Origin of the sequence: Novosphingobium sp. P6W (genome assembly GCF_000876675.2) — a bacterium.
In the GTDB taxonomy this organism is placed as follows: Bacteria; Pseudomonadota; Alphaproteobacteria; order Sphingomonadales; family Sphingomonadaceae; genus Novosphingobium.
In genome coordinates this window covers 2,062,958-2,080,677 of the sequence record NZ_CP030352.1, presented here as the reverse complement: position 1 = coordinate 2,080,677, position 17,720 = coordinate 2,062,958, and the positions used below count along the sequence as shown (strand labels likewise).

Sequence of the window (17,720 nt, the reverse complement as noted above, 5' to 3'; positions counted from 1 at the left end):
GGTTGGAACGCGGACGTTTCCGCCCCATTCATTCGCACATGCAACCTATCCTCGAAATTCGTGGGCTGACCAAGACCTACAAAGGCGGCTTTACCGCGCTCAAGGGCGTCGACCTCAGCATCAACAAGGGCGAAATCTTCGCGCTTCTCGGCCCCAATGGCGCGGGCAAGACGACGCTGATCGGCGCGGTTTGCGGGCTGGTACGGCCCACGTCGGGCACCATCCACGCTTTCGGCGAGGACATGGGCAAGCACTGGCGCCGCCTTCGCGCCCGTGTCGGCCTGGTGCCGCAGGAACTGGCGACCGACATGTTCGAACCGGTGCTGCGCTCGGTCAACCACTCGCGCGGACTGTTCGGCCTCGCACCCAATCCGGCACTGATCGAGGAAATCCTGCGCGCGCTCAGCCTCTGGGAAAAGCGCGATGCGCAGATTCGCACGCTCTCGGGCGGCATGAAGCGCCGCGTTCTGATCGCCAAGGCGCTGGCACATGAACCCGAACTGCTGTTCCTCGACGAGCCGACCGCCGGCGTCGACGTCGAACTGCGCCGCGACATGTGGAAGCAGATCGCCCTCCTGCGCGAACGCGGCACCACAGTGATTCTCACCACCCACTACATCGAGGAAGCCGAGGAAATGGCCGACCGCGTCGGCGTGATCCGCGGGGGTGAAATCCTCATGGTCGACGAGAAGGCGGCGATGATGGAACGCCTCGGCCGCACCGAAGCGCTTGTCACTCTGGCCAACCCGCTTACCGACGTGCCTGAAGCCCTTTCAGCCTACCCGGTCACCCTGATCGAAGACGGCCGCGTGCTGTGCTATCGCGGCGGCGGCGGGGAAGGCAGTTCCTCGGGCACGGCGGAAGTCGCCGAACTAACCAAGGCGCTTACTCGCGCAGGGATCGACTACACTGCTATCGACATCCACGAATCGAGCCTGGAAGACATCTTCGTGAACCTCCTGGAAGGCCCCGAAATGCAGGGAGCCGCAGCATGAGCCTGTTCAACCCTCGCTCCGCCTGGACGATCTACAAGCAGGAACTGATGCGAGCCTTCCGCACGGCGATGCAGTCGATCCTGGCGCCCGTGCTGACTACCACGCTCTACTTCGTCGTCTTTGGCGCTGCCATCGGTAGCCAGATGACGGGCGGCGTCGGCGGGGTGAATTACGGTGCCTTCATCGTCCCCGGGCTGTTGCTCCTCACGATCCTGGGTGAAAGCACGTCCAACGCCAGTTTCGGCATCTACATGCCGCGCTTCACCGGCGCGATCTACGAACTGCTATCCGCGCCCGTGGGCGTGGGCGAGACGCTGGTCGGCTTCGTCGGTGCTGCGGCCACCAAGTCGTTGATCCTGGCGGCGATTATCCTTGTGACAGCCAGCTTCTGCGTAGATTATTCGATCGCGCATCCGTTCTATGCGTTCTGCTATATCCTGCTGGTCTCGGCCAGTTTCTCGCTTTTCGGGTTCATCCTTGGCATCTGGGCGGACAGCTTCGAAAAGCTGACCATCGTACCGATGCTGATCCTCACGCCGCTGACCTTCCTGGGCGGTACTTTCTACTCGATCGATACGCTGCCCGATCCGTGGCGCTCGGTCGCGATGGCCAATCCGATCGTCTATCTCGTCAATGGCCTGCGCTGGACGTTCTACGGTACGTCCGACGTTCCGATCGGATTGTCGGTCGCTTTGACGCTGCTTTTCCTCGCAATTTGCGTCGGTTTCATCAGCTGGGTGTTCCGTTCGGGGTGGCGCCTGCGCACATGACCGATTACGTTACTGCAATGACGATGCACCGCCGGGTTCTCGCCAGCCTCCCCATCCTGTTGATCGCCGTTCCTGTCCATGCGCAGGAGCCGGAGGAGCAGCTTATCCTGCTGCCTGCCGTGCCGCCGCCGCCGCTTGAACTTGATCTCCCGCCTTATCCCGAGTTCGTGCCCTTCGTAGCTGCCGGGCCGCCGCACATGCCCAGGCAGGTGCGTGCGATGCTCGACGAAGCGATGAAGACCGACGACAGCGCTGCCGTTGCCGCGATGGTGAAGTTCGCGCAGGCGACCCAGCCTTACGACAAGGACGAGATCAAGGGGCTGCACCGCGCTTACCTTGACCGCCGGGCAAAGGAGCTTGCGGCCAAGACGGAGGCCGAACTGGCGCGCATCCGCGCCTCCGGTCCACTGGAATTGTGGAAGGGCCAGATCGAGCTGGGCGCCTTTCGCTCCACCGGCAACACCGACAACTTCGGCTTCACCGCTGCCCTCAACTTCAACCGCAAGGGCATCGAGTGGGAGCATATCGTGCAGGCCCGCGCCGATTATCAGGAAGATCGCGGCGTGGTGACGCGGGAACAGTATTCCGCCAGCTACCAACCGCGCTACACTCTGAACGAGGGCTTCTTCACGTACGCGCGCACCCAGTATGAACGCGACCGCATCCAGGGTTTCGAGGATCGCTATACCCTCTCGGGCGGTCTTGGTTACCGCGTGCTCAATGGCCGCACCATGACGCTTTCGCTGGAGGCGGGTCCTGCCGTGCGCCGCGTCAATTACGTGGGCGAGCCTAACGAGACGACGTGGTCGGTCCTCACTTCGATCGATTTCGACTGGAAGATCAACTCCACGATCAAGCTGAGCCAGGACGCCAGCAGCTATATCGGGTCTGACAACAACACCTTCACTTCGCTCACCGCGCTGGAAACAGCGATGAGCAAGCGCCTCAAGGCCAAGCTGTCCTACGCGATCGAGCACGAAACCTCGCCGCCGACAGGTTCGCTCAAGACCGATACGATTTCGCGCTTCTCGCTGGTCTACGGCTTCTGATGACTGTAACGGGCGGGGCATGAAGCCCCGTTTCCAGTTCACCATCCACGCCACCGAAGGTAAAGCCCGCACCGGCGTCATCCAGATGCGCCGCGGCGAAATCCGCACGCCTGCCTTCATGCCGGTCGGCACGGCCGCCACGGTCAAGGCGATGAAACCGCAGGACGTGCGCGCTACCGGCGCCGACATCATCCTGGGCAACACCTACCACCTCATGCTGCGCCCCGGCGCCGAGCGGATGGCCCGGCTTGGCGGCCTGCACAAGTTCATGAACTGGGATCGCCCGATCCTTACGGACAGCGGCGGCTATCAGGTGATGAGCCTGTCGGAACTGCGCAAGATCACCGAGGAAGGCGTCACCTTCGCCAGCCACATCGACGGCTCGCGCCACATGCTCAGCCCGGAGCGGTCGATGGAAATCCAGCGCCTGCTGGGTTCGGACATCGTCATGTGCTTCGATGAGTGCCCCAAGATCGACCAGCCCCGCGACGTCATCGCCCGCTCGATGGAAATGTCGATGCGCTGGGCCAGGCGTAGCCGCGAGGCATTCGATGCCGGCGGCGATCATGCGGAATGTTCGGCGTTGTTCGGCATCCAGCAGGGCGCTTTGGACGAAGACTTGCGCAAGACCAGCGCCGGTGCCTTGGCTGAGATCGGTTTCGATGGCTACGCTATCGGCGGCCTTGCGGTGGGTGAGGGACAGGAGGCGATGTTCTCTACGCTCGACTTCGCCCCCGGCCAGCTTCCGGCAGACCGTCCGCGCTACCTGATGGGCGTGGGCAAGCCCGACGATCTCGTCGGCGCGGTAGAGCGGGGGGTCGACATGTTCGACTGCGTACTGCCCACCCGCTCTGGGCGCAACGGGCAAGCCTTCACGTGGAGCGGCCCGCTCAACATGCGCAACGCACGCCATGCCGAGGACACTGGCCCGGTCGACCCGCGCTGCTCGTGCCCAACGTGCGGGACATATACCCGTGCGTACCTGCACCACCTTATCAAGGCGGGCGAGATGCTGGGCGCGATGCTGCTGACCGAGCATAACATCTCGTTCTACCAGCAACTGATGCAAAGCATGCGCGATGCGATCGCGGAGCAGCGCTTCGCAGCCTTTGCGGCGGACTTTCGGCGGGATTATTTCCGCAAGGAGTGAAGCGGAAATTCATGGAAACATGATGAGGCTCCGACTAGCTTGACGGGCAGAATCGGGCAGGCGGGGCAGTTCCATGGGAAAATTATTCACGGCGGCATCGTCGCTGGCGATAGCGCTTTGGTGCGCCGGGGCAGCGAACGCGGAAGATGCGGCGCAAGTCGCGGCGGCATTCGGCGAGCGCGAGGCGGTTAGCGACATCAGTCTTTCGCCCGGCGGTACCATGATTGCTTTCGTCCAGCCCTACAAAGGGCGCGGTGATGTGGTGACGCTGGTCGATTTCGCCAAAGGAGGGCAGGCCAGACCGATCCTTACGGTAACCCGGCCTGGCGAACGGGTCGGCCATTGTTCATGGCCTACCGACGATCAATTGATCTGCATCATCGGGATCACCAGCAACGCCACCGGGCAGATCGTACGATTCAATCGGCAGATCGTCATTGGCGTAGACGGCAGTCCGGCGAAGATATTGACCCCTTCCGAAACTAATCGGGCATTGGGCTTCACCTGGTACGGCGGCGACGTCATTGACTGGCAAGGAAAAAACCCCGGCGAAGTGCTGATGCTGCGCCAGTTCGTGCCTGAAAACGGCACCGGCACCCGCATGGCCTCCACCGCAGAAGGGCTTGGGGTGGAAAGCGTGAACGTTCGAACGCTGCGCCGCACCATCTATGAAAGGCCGGTGGCAAATGCCACTACCTTTATCGGCGATGGCCGCGGCAGCATCCGGATCATGGGCATCAACCCGTCTTACGGGAACGGCTATGACAAGAGCTTCATAGACTATTCCTATCGAAAGCAGGGTGAGCGAGGCTGGTCCTCCCTCAACCGGGTGGTCTTCAATCCTTCTGGGACTGTCAGCGGCTTCAACCCGGTGGCCGTCGACCCGGATCTCGACGCTGTATATGGTTTCGAGAACAAGGACGGGTTCGCCGCATTGTATCGCATGAAACTCGACGGCAGCGATGCACGCGAACTGGTCTTCGCTAAGCCAGGTATCGATATCGACGGGTTGGTTCAGGTTGGACGTTCGCGGCGGGTAGTGGGCGCCTCCTTTGCGTCCGAATACCGTCAGGTGGAACTGTTCGATCCTGCACTCAAAGCGCTGCGCCAGTCGCTTTCCAAAGCTTTCAAACCAGAATCCTCGCTCAGTTTCCTGGATGCCAGCGCTGATGAAAACCGACTTCTGTTGTTTACCGGAAGCGACATCGATCCTGGAAGATATTACATGTTCGACAGGGCGACGCGCAAGCTGGAGGAGATCGTCCCTGTTCGGCCGGGGATTGCAGGGCGCACACTCGCTCGGATGAAGCCCGTGCAGTACCCGGCTGCCGACGGGACGATGATTCCTGCTTACCTGACGCTGCCTCCGGGCAGTGACGGGAAAAACCTTCCGGCAATCGTCATGCCGCACGGCGGACCGTCTTCACGCGACGAGTGGGGTTTCGATTGGCTCGTGCAGTTCTACGCAGCACGCGGGTTTGCCGTGTTGCAGCCCAATTTTCGCGGTTCGGCCGGGTTTGGCGAAGCATGGTTCGAGAAAAACGGATTTCAGTCTTGGCGCACCGCCATCGGTGATGTGGATGCCGCGGGGCGCTGGCTCGTCTCGACCGGCGTTGCCGCAAATGACAAGCTTGCCATTCTCGGTTGGTCCTATGGTGGATATGCGGCGCTGCAGTCTGGCGTACTTGACCCAGGGCTATTCAAGGCGATCGTCGCCATCGCGCCGGTCACCGATCTCGCCAAGATGCGGAACGACAAGCTGCATTACAGCAACTTCGTGCAAGTGGATGCGATGATCGGCAATGGCGCGCACGTGACAGAAGGGTCTCCCGCGCAGAATGCATCGTCCATTGCCGTGCCGGTGCTGATGTTCCACGGCGACCTTGATCTGAATGTCGATGTGACACAGTCCAGGCTGATGGAAAGCCGCCTGCGCTCCGCCGGGAAATCCGTGGAGTTGGTGACATTCTCGGGTCTGAGCCATTCGCTGGTGGACGGAGATGCGCGCACTACGCTGCTTAGTCGCAGCGATGCGTTCCTGCGCAAAAGCCTGAATCTGCCGACGAACTGACCGGGAAGCGGCGAGGAGCCTGATTGTTCAGGCTGCCTCCGCTCGATCTTCCGTGGCGACTTCCAGCATCGTCTCCACATAGGCAACGAAGCGGCCGGTCATTTCATCCAGAAAACCAGCGCCGATCTCGCAGGCATGGCGCTGCGCGGTTTTGAGGTCCGCATACCATTTTCCGGTGCGGTGCGGGGTGACGAAACGGTAGCGTGTCATGGTAATTGCTCAATGCCGTAAAGCTGCGGCAGTTCCCTTACAAGTTACGCGAATCGTATGATTTTTATGTCCGGACTGGATGCAAAAAGGGCGGCCCCGTAGGACCGCCCTTTCGTATTTCGTTTTCCGAAGAAAGCCGATCAGCGCGAGTAGAACTCGACGACCAGATTCGGTTCCATCTTCACCGGGTAAGGCACTTCGTCGAGCGTCGGAACGCGAACGAAGGTGACCTTGTCGGTGCCGTCCTGGGCGACATAGTCGGGGACTTCGCGCTCAGGCAGGTTCTGGGCTTCGATGATCAGCGCCATTTCCTTGGCCTTCGTGCCCAGGCTGATGATGTCACCAACGCGGATGCGGCGCGATGCGATGTTGCACTTCACGCCGTTCACGCGGATGTGACCGTGCGAAACGACCTGGCGGGCCGAGAAGATGGTCGGCGCGAACTTGGCGCGGTACACGACCATGTCCAGGCGCTGCTCGAGCAGGCCGATCAGGTTCTGGCTGGTATCGCCCTTCATGGACGACGCTTCCTGGTAGGTGCGCTTGAACTGCTTCTCGGTCACGTCGCCGTAGTAGCCCTTGAGCTTCTGCTTGGCGCGGAGCTGGAGACCGTAGTCCGAAACCTTGCTCTTGCGGCGCTGGCCGTGCTGGCCGGGACCGTAGCTGCGGCGGTTGACCGAGCTCTTGGGACGGCCCCAGATGTTCTCGCCCATGCGGCGATCGAGCTTGTACTTCGAGGCGTTACGCTTCGACATAGTCTTACTTTCCGTTCTGCTGCCGCGCTGCCACTGTGGCTACGCGATCCGTAGTTTCCCGGGGTGCACCATCCAGCCATATTTGCACTGGATGCGGCCGCCGCTTCACCGGGGTGCGGGGCCGAATGGACAGGCCTGCGAGCGCAGGTGCCATGTGAAGGGGTGGCCCTTAGCGGGTTGGGCCGGAGAGTCAACGCACAAGATCGCGCGCAGGGCGGTTATCGGCCGATTTCGTGGTTCACGGCTGAGGTTTAGGGCCTGAAAGTCAGTGCTGAACCTGATCGGCGTTGCGGTTCAGGATCGTGCTTGCGCTTTGGTTGTTGTTGGCGTCGACCTGCTGCCATTGGGTTGGCGTAAGGCAAAAGCGCTTGGCCATACGCGAGCCCGTTTCGCCGATCTTGCGGCATACTTTCTTTTCTGCGGCGGGTGCCACGGCGTTGTCGACCTTTTCCTCAGCCGCGACTGGCCCCGCAATTGCGACAATGGGCGCGGCGAGGGCAACAAATAACAACGCACGTATCATGGCAGCGGACTCCCGAAATAAACGGTCGCCCAATAGTATGTGCATGAGGAGAAGCTGCCAAGCCAAATACCCGTCGGATGGTGCCTGATCGCAGCCTATTCGATCGGACGCGGTTTGCGATTGCCGCCCAGAGCACTGAGGACGCCCCGCATCGTGCGCACTTCGAGGCTGTTCCAGCCCGGCTTGGTCAGCATGTTGCGCAAGGTGAGCCGAGTAGCGTTGGCGCGGCTCTCGGGGTAGAAATACTTGGTCGGACCCAATAGCGTCTCAAACTGGCCAATCATCCCTTCCAGTTCCTGCTGCGGGGCAGGGGGGAGCAGCTCTTCCACGGTAGGCTGGGCAAGGCCGCCCTCCACGCCGGTAGGGACCCCCTTCGACCACTCGTAACTGCACAGGATCACCGCCTGCGCGAGGTTGAGCGAGGCGAACTGCGGGTTGATCGGCACCGTCAGGATCGCACGGGCCAGCGCCACGTCCTCCGTCTCCAGTCCTGAACGTTCAGGGCCGAAGACATAGGCGGAGCGGCCCTGCGCGGTGTGAACTTCGCGGGCGGCCTGCTCGGGGGTCACGACGGGCTTGGTGACGCCGCGCTTGCGCACTGTGGTGGCGTAGACATTGGTGCAGTCGGACACGGCATCGGCCAGCGATTCGAACACCTGCGCATGTTCCAGAACTTCGTCCGCGCCCGCTGCGGCGGGGCCGGCAGAGGGGTTGGGCCAGCCATCGCGCGGGGTGACGAGGCGCAATTCGCTCAGCCCGAAGTTGAGCATCGCGCGCGCGGCCTTGCCGATGTTTTCGCCAAGCTGCGGGCGAACCAGCACGATAACCGGCTTCTTCACTTCAGCAACCACTTCAATTGACGCCGACATCGCGCACCGTTCCTGCAAATTCTTCGAAATCCTTCGCCTCGTTGAAGGCGCGGTAAACGCTGGCGAAGCGGATATAGGCTACTGAGTCGAGCTGACGCAGGCCTTCCATGACCAGTTCGCCGATCACGCGTGAAGGCACCTCAGTCTCGCCCGAAGTCTCGACCTGGCGCTGAACGCCCGAGACGAGCCGGTCGATCTTCTCCCGCTCGATCGCGCGCTTGCGGCAGGCGAGGGTAACGGACTGTTCGATCTTGGCGCGGTCGAACGGTTCGCGGCGCGGTTCGCCAGCCGAATCGTTGCTCTTGACCACCACGATCTCGCGTAGCTGCACCCGCTCAAATGTGGTGAAGCGCGCGCCGCAGCTGGAACACTGACGACGGCGGCGGATCGCAGTGGCGTCCTCGGTCGGGCGGCTGTCCTTGACCTGGGAATCGTCGTGGGCGCAAAAAGGACAGCGCATTCAGTCAGGTACTTTCAAATGCGAGGCCATCATTCCGGTCGGACACGCTTGTAGAACTTGTAACCCGCACCTGCCGCCAGCCCGAGGCCGATCGAAACGAACGGAAGAAACGCGCCCGCGACCGCGCCCACAGCGCCCCATACCAGTACCGGCTTGGTCGAAGGATGGCTGAGGCCATCGCTGAGCATTCCGGCGAGTTCCTGGCGCGCGTCAGTCACGAAATCGCCAGTGTTGTTGGGGCGCTGGGGATCGGTCATAAATCAGTCCTCGTAGATGGGGAAACGGTCACACAGCGCTTCAACGCGCTCGCGAACGTTCTGCTCCACCTGAGCGTCACCCTGTTCGCCATTTTTGGCAAGTCCGTCGAGGACGTCGGCGACCATCTCGCCGATCTGGCGGAACTCTTCCGGGCCGAAACCGCGGGTAGTGCCGGCGGGCGAACCTACCCGGATGCCGCTGGTCTTCATCGGCGGCAGCGGGTCGAACGGGATGCCGTTCTTGTTGCAGGTGATGCCTGCACGCTCCAGCGCCTCGTCGGCGTCCTTGCCGGTCACGCCCAGCGGCGAGAGGTCGATCAGCGCCAGGTGCGTGTCGGTGCCGCCCGAGACGATCGCCGCACCGCGTGCCTTTAGGGTGGCGGCGAGGACTTGGGCGTTCTCGATGACACGCTTGGAGTAATCCTTGAATTCCGGACGCAGCGCTTCACCGAAGGCCACTGCCTTGGCGGCGACGACATGCATCAGCGGGCCGCCCTGAAGGCCGGGGAAGACTGCGGAGTTGATCTTCTTGGCCAGCGCCTCGTCATTGGTGAGGATCATGCCGCCGCGCGGACCGCGCAGCGTCTTGTGCGTGGTGGTGGTGGCGATGTGCGCATGGGGGAAGGGCGAGGGGTGCTCACCGGCCGCAACCAGGCCTGCGAAGTGCGCCATGTCGACTTGGAAGATTGCGCCCACGGCATCGGCGATTTCGCGCATGCGCTTGAAATCGATGATGCGCGGATAGGCGGAGCCACCGGCGATGATGAGCTTGGGGTTGTGTTCGCGGGCGAGCGCTTCAACCTGATCGTAGTCGATCAGATGGGTGTCCTTGGTCACGCCGTACTGCACGGCGTTGAACCACTTACCCGAAAGCGCGGCGCGGGCGCCGTGCGTGAGGTGGCCGCCGGCGTCGAGGCTCATGCCCATGACGGTGTCGCCGGGCTTCACGGTCGCGAGGAGAACGGCGCCATTGGCCTGCGCGCCCGAGTGGGGCTGGACGTTGGCGAAGCCGCAGTCGAACAGTTGCTTCGCGCGCTCGATGGCGAGGGTTTCGACCTCATCCGAAGGCTCGCAGCCCTGGTAGTAGCGCTTGCCGGGATAGCCCTCGGCGTACTTGTTGGTCAGGACAGAACCCTGCGCTTCGAGCACGGCCTTGGAGACGATGTTTTCCGAAGCGATCAGTTCGATCTGCTTGCGCTCGCGCTTGAGTTCGCTGCCGATCGCCTTGGCAATGGCGGGGTCGCTCTGCGCGAGGGTGTCGCTGAAGAAGCCGGGTGAACGGATGGCGGTTTCTACGGTCATGGTTCTAGGCTCCTTCAGAAGGATGGATTGGAGAGCTTCTCGACGCGGCCTGCATGGCGGCCGCCGCCGAACTCGGTGGAGAAGAAAGCGTCAAGGCAGGCTTTGGCCATGTCTTCGCCGGTCAGGCGTGCGCCCAAGGCGATGACGTTGGCGTCGTTATGCTCGCGGGCGAGGGCAGCCGAAAGCGGCTCGCCTACCAAAGCGCAGCGGCAGGCCGGGTCACGGTTGACCGCGATCGAGATGCCGATGCCCGAGCCGCACAGGGCGACGCCGAACTGCACCGTGCCGTCGGCAACGACCGATGCTAGCTTGTAGCCATAGTCGGGGTAGTCGACGCGGTCGGCCGTCTCGGGGCCGAGATCGGCGACTTCGTGGCCGGCTTCGATGAGGTATTCGCGCAGGCAGGCTTTGAGGTCGACGGCGGCGTGGTCGGATGCGATCGCAATGCGCATGGAGAGCAGCTTCCTTCTCGCGAGGGATTCGGTTGCGGCTCCCTTAGTCGCGAGATCGTCGCATGGCGAGTCTTGTAGGCAATCCTTGGCTTCGCGCGGCTGCTCGTCGCAGGTTCTATCCTTTCGCAGGGACCGCTTAACAGTTTGCAGTGCCTTGCAACGAAGGCTTTGCAGGCGCACGGTGCGCCCCTCGGCATGGACCGGACTGAAGGGAGTAGCCATGAAGCCTTATCTCGTGCGCGCGTTTAGCCTTGCCACCGTACTCGTTCTTGCCGGTTGTCTGGAAACGATGCCGGGCCCGGATCGCCCGCATCGGCCGCGGCCTCCCCGTCCCGAAAAGCCCGCCATCTGTACGCGTGAATATGCGCCGGTATGCGCGGTTAGAGGCCGCAAGCAGGAAACCTTCGGCAACGCCTGCATGGCCCGGGCAAAGGGATACAACGTGATCGGGCAAGGCGAGTGCAGGCGCGGCGGTCGCTAATTTTCAAATTGGCCACGCCGACAAAAAGCCCCGCAGAAGCGGGGCTTTTCTTTTACTGGTCCAGGAACGAACGCATCTTGCGCGAGCGGCTCGGGTGCTTGAGTTTCCTCAGAGCCTTGGCCTCGATCTGGCGGATACGTTCGCGAGTCACCGAGAACTGCTGGCCGACTTCCTCCAGGGTGTGGTCGGTATTCATACCGATGCCGAAGCGCATGCGCAGCACGCGTTCCTCGCGCGGGGTGAGGCTGGCAAGGACGCGGGTTACCGTTTCCTTGAGGTTGGCCTGAATCGCGGCGTCGACCGGGATGATCGCGTTCTTGTCCTCGATGAAGTCTCCGAGGTGCGAATCCTCCTCGTCGCCGATCGGCGTTTCAAGGGAGATCGGCTCCTTGGCGATCTTCATCACCTTGCGGACCTTTTCGAGCGGCATCGACAGACGCTCGGCCATTTCTTCAGGCGTGGGCTCTCGGCCCTGCTCGTGGAGGAACTGGCGGCTTGTGCGGACCAGCTTGTTGATCGTCTCGATCATGTGGACCGGGATGCGGATGGTGCGGGCCTGATCGGCGATTGATCGGGTGATCGCTTGCCTGATCCACCAAGTCGCATAAGTCGAGAACTTATAGCCGCGGCGGTACTCGAACTTGTCGACGGCCTTCATCAGACCGATGTTGCCCTCCTGGATGAGATCCAGGAACTGCAGGCCGCGGTTCGTATACTTCTTGGCGATCGAGATCACCAGGCGCAGGTTCGCCTCGACCATTTCCTTCTTGGCGATGCGCGCTTCGCGCTCCGCTTTCTGGACCATGTTCACGATGCGGCGAAACTCAGGCAGGGCCATGCCGGTAGCAGCGGCAATGTCCGAAACCTCAAGGCGGATACGCTCGACCGGGTCTGCTTCAGACGCGGCGAAAGCGGCCCACTTCTTGTCCTTTTTCGCCATTTCCTCAAGCCAGGTGTCGTCCAGTTCGCGGCCGACGTAGGTGTCGAGAAAGTCTGCGCGCTTCACCTTGTGACGCTCTGCGAGACGGAGCATCTGCCCGCCCAGCGTGGTGAGGCGGCGGTTGAAGGCGTAGAGGTTGTCGACGAGGTATTCGATCTTGGTCGCGTGGAACTTGACCGATTCCACCTGCGCGGTGAGTTCTTCGCGCAGTTGCTGGTACTGCTCTTCCTTGGCGCCGGGAAAGTCGATGCCCAGCGCCAACGCATCGAGACGCTCGGACTGGAGACGCTCGAACGTGCGGAACAGCTCGGTAATGAGTAAAAACTTCTCAAGCGCTTCAGGCTTGAGGGCAGCTTCCATCTGGGCAAGGGAGAGGGTGTTGTCCTCCTCCTCTTCCTCGACTTCGCGCTTGGGGATCGGGTTGCCGTCCTCGTCTACCTCGTCGGCGGATTCCTCCTCGACGTCGTCCTCTTCCTTGAAGGAAGGGCCAGCGGTCTTTTCGCTGATCTCGCCGTCGTCCGTGCTTTCACCGTCCTCGTTCAGGCTTTCAGGAGCCGGCTCCTTGGTCAGCATCGCGTCGAGATCGAGGATCTCGCGCAGCTGCATTTCACCGGCGTTGAGCGCTTCGGACCACTGGATGATGGCGTGGAAGGTGATCGGGCTTTCGCAAAGGCCCAAAATCATCATGTCGCGGCCAGCTTCGATCCGCTTGGCGATAGCGATTTCGCCCTCGCGGCTGAGCAGTTCCACTGCGCCCATCTCGCGCAGGTACATCCGCACCGGATCGTCGGTACGCTCGATGGTTTCTTTTTTCTTGTTGTCGACGACAAGACGCTGGGACACTTCTTCGCCGTCGGCTTCGGCTTCTTCGGCGTCACGGTCACGGTCTTCGTCGGCCTGGGCGTCGGCATCTTCGTCGCTTTCGACGATGTTAACCCCCATTTCCGAAATCGCGGACATGATGTCCTCGATCTGGTCGGTGGTCATCTGGTCCTGCGGAAGGGCCTCGTTCAATTCATCGACAGTGATGACGCCACGGCGCTTGGCGCGCGCGATCAGCTTCTTGATTGATCCCTCGTTGAGATCGATCAGCGGTGCATCAAGACCGTCGCTGTTGTCGCCAGTGGTGTCGTTCTTGCTCATTCTTCCGCCGTTGTCCCGTGTGCCTTCGTATAATTATAATTCACGAAGACGCATGTCTTGTCGCCATGTGCCTTAGGCGACTGTCAAATTCCAGCTTTCTCTCGCGTAGCCGTTGTTGCTCCGCAAAAGTTTCGTCGGTGAATTCTCGTTCATGCCGGGCGGTTGCCGCCTGGAGCGCTGCGTCAAGAACCGGTCGTTCGATCAAAAGCTGAATGGCCTGGGTCAGTTCCTCCGCCGATTTTTCCGGATTTTCGCCATTTCCAAGGAAACCGAAGCGAAATCCGTAATAGTCGGCAACTGCGGGAGGTTCTGATCCGCTTTGCCGTAATATGGTTTCAAGTTGCGCGCTTTCAAGCGCTTGGTCTCCGCCGCAGCAATCGATCAGCAATTCGAAACGCGGGTCGAGGCCAGGGGTTCTCGCCAGCGCTTCGGCGTGGCGCACGAGAATCTCGGGCCAGCGGATCAGCCCCGCGATAACCGCCGCCGAAAGGCCGTCGCGGGTGCCGCCCTGTTCGTGGCGCCGGTTGAGGCGGCTGATCGATTCGGGTGAGGACGGGGCGGGGGCAGGGCGGCCGTTCCACTTGCCGCCCTTCTGGCTCGAACCGCGCTGGAAGCCACCTTGCGCGCTTCCGCCCGGCTGCCACTTGCTCTCGCGCTTGGGGAAGGCGAACGCGGAGTAGCGGTCCTGGATCTCGCGGCGATACAGGCTGGCGATGTCGGGGTCCTGGATCGCCTCGACATGCGCCATCAGCCGCGCCTTGAGACCCGCCTTGTCCTCGGGTGTGTTGAGGGGGACGGCGTCACGCTCCGCCTCCCACAGCACTTCGATCAGGCTCTTGGGTTCGCTGAGCAGCGCTTCCATGGCGCGGGCGCCCTTGGCCTTGATGAGGTCATCGGGATCGAGGCCTTCGGGCAGGCGAACGATGCGCAGGCTATGGGCCGGGCGCAGCAGCGGCAGGGCGCGGGTAATCGCGCGCATCGCGGCGCGCTGGCCGGCCTTGTCGCCGTCGAAGCACAGGATCGGCATCTCGACATGGCGCCATAGCATTTCGATCTGCTGCTCGGTCAGCGCGGTGCCCAGCGGAGCCACGCACTCGGCGATCCCGGCGGCCGCCATCGCCACGACGTCCATGTACCCTTCGACCACCACCATCCGGCCTGACTGGCGCGCGGCGGGAGCGGCGCGGTGCAGGTTGTAGAGGGTGCGGCCCTTGTCGAACAGCGGCGTGTCGGGCGAGTTTAGGTACTTGGGAGCGTCGGTCTTTGCCTTGGCGAGAATACGCCCGCCGAACGCGATGACGCGGCCGCGCGCATCCTCGATCGGCAGCATCAAGCGGCCGCGAAAACGGTCGTAGGGATCGCGCTCCTCGACGGTAATGCGCAGACCCGCCTCGATCAGCATCTCCTCCGGGAAGCGGCTGAGGGCCCCTTTCAGCGCCTGACGGCCTTCGGGCGCGAAGCCGAAGCCGAAGCGCTGGATAGTGTGCGCATCGAACCCGCGCGTATCCAGATACCTGAGCGCGGAGTTTCCTTCCGGCGACGCGAGGCTGGCCTTGAACCACTCCTGCGCGGCGGCCATCACGTCATGGAGAGAATCGCGCTTTTCCGCGGCTTTTGCAGCGCGCGGGTCCGGTTCGGGCACGTCCATCCCGGCTTCGGCGGCCAAATCCTTGACCGCGTCCATGAAAGCCATGCCCTGATGGTCGGTCATCCAGCGGATGGCGTCGCCGTGCGCCCCGCAGCCGAAGCAGTGGTAGAAGCCCTTCTCGTCGTTGACGTAGAAGCTGGGCGAGTTCTCGTTATGGAATGGGCAGCAGGCCTTGTGCTCGCGCCCCGCCTTCTGCAGCCGGACAGAGCGTCCGACGAGTGCGGAAAGGGCTACGCGGGACCGAAGCTGGTCGAGCCATTGGGGTGTAAGCACGGGGCCTGCTGCCTTCTTTGCGTCAGGCCAGCGCCGCCTTCACCCAGCCGCTCGCCTTGCCCATGTCGAGTTCGCTGCCGTGGCGGGCCTTGAGCTGTGCGATGATTTTGCCCATGTCCTTCATGCCCGTGGCACCGACTTCGGCCTTGATCGCCTCGATCACGGCCTTGGTTTCTTCCTCGGAAAGCTGCGCGGGGAGGAAGCCTTCGATCACTTCCAGTTCGGCCTGTTCCTCGGCGGCTTTCTCGGGACGGCCGCCCTGTTCGAACAGCTGGATCGATTCGCGGCGCTGCTTCACCATCTTCTGAAGAACGTCGATCACCAGCGCGTCGTCGTCCGGCGTGGTTTCCGCGGTACGTAGTTCGATGTCGCGGTCCTTGACCTTGGCAAGGATCAGGCGAATGGCGGCCAGCCGCTGCTTTTCCCCGGCTTTCATGGCGGAGATCTGCGCGGCCTTGATCGAATCACGAAGCATTGTTTTTCCGGTGTCCTGACAAGAATGGGATCGCTCGTTGGAGCAGAAGCGACTTTGAAACTAGCAGGCCGCAGGTGATTTTGCACGTCCGCGCCTTGACGCAGTGCACAACCATCTCTAGCGGCGGGTCCTTAGCAAACAACGTCTGAAAACGCCTGCAACGGAGCGACCCATCATGGCCGACGCCGCATCTTCGCTTGCGCCCAAACCTGAAGGGGCGACCGGCGTGCTTGTCCTCAGTGACGGGCACGTAGTCTGGGGCCGTGGCTTCGGCCATGTCGGTGAGTCTGTTGGTGAAGTGTGCTTCAACACCGCCATGACCGGCTACCAGGAAGTAATGACTGACCCGTCCTATGCGGGCCAGATCGTAACCTTCACTTTCCCGCATATCGGCAACGTCGGCGTGAACGACGAAGACCTTGAGTCGAAAGTCGATGGCGCTGTGGGCTGTGTGGTTCGCGAGGACGTGACGCTTTCCTCCAGTTTCCGGGCGGATGCCGAATTCGGCCCTTGGCTGGCAAGCAAGGGCAAGGTCGGCCTCTCGGGCGTCGACACCCGTGCACTGACCCGCCGTATCCGCATGGCCGGTGCGCCCAACGCCGTGATCGCCCATGATCCCGAAGGCAACTTCGACATCCCCGCGCTTATGAAACGTGCGCAGGAATGGCCTGGCCTTGAGGGCATGGACCTCGCCAAGATCGTCAGCCGCGAAATCCAGGAGGGCTGGGAAGGTTCGATCTGGACGCTGGGTGCCGGTTATGGGGCAGGTGAGGGCGACGCGCGTCCCCACGTCGTCGCCATGGACTTCGGCGCCAAGGACAACATCTTCCGTAACCTCGTGAAGGCGGGTGCCCGCGTAACTGTGGTTCCGGCCGAAACGACGCTGGACCAGATCCTCGCACTGGAGCCTGCCGGCGTGTTCCTGTCGAACGGCCCGGGCGATCCAGCTGCTACCGGCAAGTATGCGGTCCCGGTCATCCAGTCCCTGATCGAGCGTGACATTCCCGTCTTCGGCATTTGCCTGGGCCATCAGATGCTCGGCCTTGCCGCCGGCGCAACCACCAGCAAGATGCACCAGGGCCACCGCGGCGCCAACCACCCAGTCAAGCGCCATGCCGACGGCGTCGTCGAGATTACCTCGATGAACCACGGTTTCGCGGTCGACAACACCAGCCTGCCGGAAGGTGTCGAGGAGACTCACGTCTCGCTGTTCGACGGTTCCAACTGCGGCATCTCGATCAAGGGCAAGAGGGCTTTCGGCGTGCAGTACCACCCCGAAGCGAGCCCGGGCCCGCAGGACAGCTTCTACCTGTTCGACAAGTTCGTGGGGATGCTGGGTTGATGGCAGTCAGGGGTCAGGCTTTCGCAGCGGCGCCCGCGCCGTTTGCCGCATCGGCGATCATTGCCGCCGCGGTCCAGCGACCTTTCGACCCCGCATCGCACATTGCCTATGCAGTTCGTCACCTGACAACTGCAAGGCAAGGTGCCTGAAATGACCGACCTCATCGACCACATCCTCGCTTACTACATCGCCGGCCCAGCTGCCGATCTTTCGGTGGCGCCGCGCTTCTACCCTTACGGCGAGCTTCAGCTCATCTTCGACGACAAGATCGCCGTGGCCGTGCGCAAGTTCGGCCCCAAGGTGCGCAAGCACTCGAAGGAAGCTGGCAAGACCTTCATCGATCTGATGATCGAGAAGGGCGCCTGGTCCACCAACGAGGGTGAATACGGCGGCTCGATGCACCAGTTCCAGGCGGACCGCTTCCGGGAAGTGATCCGCGAGGAGCAGAAGGCGAACGCGATAATTGTGAAAGCCAAGGCCGAAGGACCAGCGTACTGGGACAAGGCGTTCGGCGAGCTGGTGGCCTAGGCCACCACACCGACCTATATACGACAC

Annotated in this window: 19 protein-coding genes; 8 read left to right on the top strand and 11 right to left on the bottom strand. The window is 62.3% G+C overall.

The window, feature by feature from the left end; all coding sequences use genetic code 11:
- Positions 1-38: 38 nt before the first annotated feature.
- From TQ38_RS10135 to TQ38_RS10115, 5 genes are all read left to right on the top strand, one after another.
- Positions 39-995, top strand: coding sequence for an ABC transporter ATP-binding protein (locus TQ38_RS10135; RefSeq protein ID WP_043972942.1), 957 nt, complete (start codon positions 39-41; stop codon positions 993-995).
- Positions 992-1,765, top strand: a complete 774-nt coding sequence (locus TQ38_RS10130; protein WP_043972943.1) for an ABC transporter permease — start codon at positions 992-994, stop codon at positions 1,763-1,765. Before TQ38_RS10135 ends, TQ38_RS10130 begins: the two co-directional genes overlap by 4 nt.
- Positions 1,762-2,814, top strand: a complete 1,053-nt coding sequence (locus tag TQ38_RS10125; protein WP_240197856.1) for a YdiY family protein — start codon at positions 1,762-1,764, stop codon at positions 2,812-2,814. Before TQ38_RS10130 ends, TQ38_RS10125 begins: the two co-directional genes overlap by 4 nt.
- Positions 2,815-2,833: 19 nt before the next feature.
- Complete coding sequence (gene tgt, locus TQ38_RS10120; protein ID WP_043972945.1) at positions 2,834-3,964, top strand: tRNA guanosine(34) transglycosylase Tgt; 1,131 nt, start codon at positions 2,834-2,836, stop codon at positions 3,962-3,964.
- A gap of 73 nt (positions 3,965-4,037) precedes the next feature.
- Positions 4,038-6,035, top strand: a complete 1,998-nt coding sequence (locus TQ38_RS10115) for a S9 family peptidase (protein ID WP_043972947.1) — start codon at positions 4,038-4,040, stop codon at positions 6,033-6,035.
- Positions 6,036-6,062: 27 nt separating this feature from the next.
- Here the strand turns inward: TQ38_RS10115 and TQ38_RS10110 are convergent, their stop codons facing one another.
- The 8 genes from TQ38_RS10110 to rpiB form a co-directional block, all read right to left on the bottom strand.
- Entirely contained in the window at positions 6,063-6,245 is a 183-nt protein-coding gene (locus TQ38_RS10110; protein ID WP_043972951.1) for a hypothetical protein, read from the bottom strand.
- Positions 6,246-6,385: 140 nt separating this feature from the next.
- A complete protein-coding gene (gene rpsD / locus TQ38_RS10105) occupies positions 6,386-7,000 on the bottom strand; it encodes a 30S ribosomal protein S4 (RefSeq protein ID WP_043972953.1) in 615 nt (204 codons plus the stop codon).
- A 265-nt stretch (positions 7,001-7,265) separates the two neighbouring features.
- Positions 7,266-7,523 carry a hypothetical protein gene (locus tag TQ38_RS10100; protein WP_043972957.1) on the bottom strand — a complete coding sequence of 86 codons (258 nt, stop codon included), beginning with the start codon at positions 7,521-7,523 and terminating at the stop codon, positions 7,266-7,268.
- A gap of 95 nt (positions 7,524-7,618) precedes the next feature.
- A complete protein-coding gene (locus tag TQ38_RS10095; RefSeq protein ID WP_043972958.1) occupies positions 7,619-8,392 on the bottom strand; it encodes an RNA methyltransferase in 774 nt (257 codons plus the stop codon).
- The gene (gene nrdR / locus TQ38_RS10090) at positions 8,376-8,852 is read right to left on the bottom strand and encodes a transcriptional regulator NrdR (protein WP_043972963.1); all 477 of its coding nucleotides are present in this window, start codon (positions 8,850-8,852) and stop codon (positions 8,376-8,378) included. The genes TQ38_RS10095 and nrdR overlap by 17 nt, the downstream gene beginning before the upstream one ends.
- A gap of 29 nt (positions 8,853-8,881) precedes the next feature.
- Complete coding sequence (locus TQ38_RS10085; protein ID WP_043972965.1) at positions 8,882-9,109, bottom strand: hypothetical protein; 228 nt, start codon at positions 9,107-9,109, stop codon at positions 8,882-8,884.
- Positions 9,110-9,112: 3 nt separating this feature from the next.
- Positions 9,113-10,411 (bottom strand): serine hydroxymethyltransferase, encoded by a 1,299-nt coding sequence (glyA, locus tag TQ38_RS10080; protein ID WP_043972968.1) that lies wholly within the window; start codon positions 10,409-10,411, stop codon positions 9,113-9,115.
- Between the two features lie 14 nt (positions 10,412-10,425).
- Complete coding sequence (gene rpiB, locus TQ38_RS10075) at positions 10,426-10,863, bottom strand: ribose 5-phosphate isomerase B (protein WP_043972970.1); 438 nt, start codon at positions 10,861-10,863, stop codon at positions 10,426-10,428.
- Positions 10,864-11,083: 220 nt separating this feature from the next.
- On the opposite strand from rpiB, the gene TQ38_RS10070 reads away from it, so the two are divergent.
- The gene (locus tag TQ38_RS10070) at positions 11,084-11,344 is read left to right on the top strand and encodes a hypothetical protein (protein ID WP_082057583.1); all 261 of its coding nucleotides are present in this window, start codon (positions 11,084-11,086) and stop codon (positions 11,342-11,344) included.
- A 52-nt stretch (positions 11,345-11,396) separates the two neighbouring features.
- Here TQ38_RS10070 and rpoD read toward each other — a convergent pair whose 3' ends face one another.
- From rpoD to TQ38_RS10055, 3 genes are read right to left on the bottom strand one after another with little or no spacing between them, the layout of a single operon-like run.
- A complete protein-coding gene (rpoD, locus tag TQ38_RS10065) occupies positions 11,397-13,427 on the bottom strand; it encodes an RNA polymerase sigma factor RpoD (protein WP_043972973.1) in 2,031 nt (676 codons plus the stop codon).
- Positions 13,428-13,467: 40 nt separating this feature from the next.
- On the bottom strand, positions 13,468-15,348 hold the full coding sequence (gene dnaG, locus TQ38_RS10060) for a DNA primase (RefSeq protein ID WP_043972975.1): 1,881 nt from the start codon (positions 15,346-15,348) through the stop codon (positions 13,468-13,470).
- Positions 15,349-15,370: 22 nt separating this feature from the next.
- The gene (locus TQ38_RS10055) at positions 15,371-15,823 is read right to left on the bottom strand and encodes a GatB/YqeY domain-containing protein (RefSeq protein ID WP_043972978.1); all 453 of its coding nucleotides are present in this window, start codon (positions 15,821-15,823) and stop codon (positions 15,371-15,373) included.
- A gap of 175 nt (positions 15,824-15,998) precedes the next feature.
- On the opposite strand from TQ38_RS10055, the gene carA reads away from it, so the two are divergent.
- Positions 15,999-17,165: a glutamine-hydrolyzing carbamoyl-phosphate synthase small subunit gene (gene carA, locus TQ38_RS10050; protein WP_043972981.1), complete on the top strand. Its 1,167-nt coding sequence runs from the start codon at positions 15,999-16,001 to the stop codon at positions 17,163-17,165.
- Positions 17,166-17,315: 150 nt separating this feature from the next.
- Positions 17,316-17,693: a hypothetical protein gene (locus TQ38_RS10045; RefSeq protein WP_043972984.1), complete on the top strand. Its 378-nt coding sequence runs from the start codon at positions 17,316-17,318 to the stop codon at positions 17,691-17,693.
- The last annotated feature ends 27 nt before the right edge of the window (positions 17,694-17,720 follow it).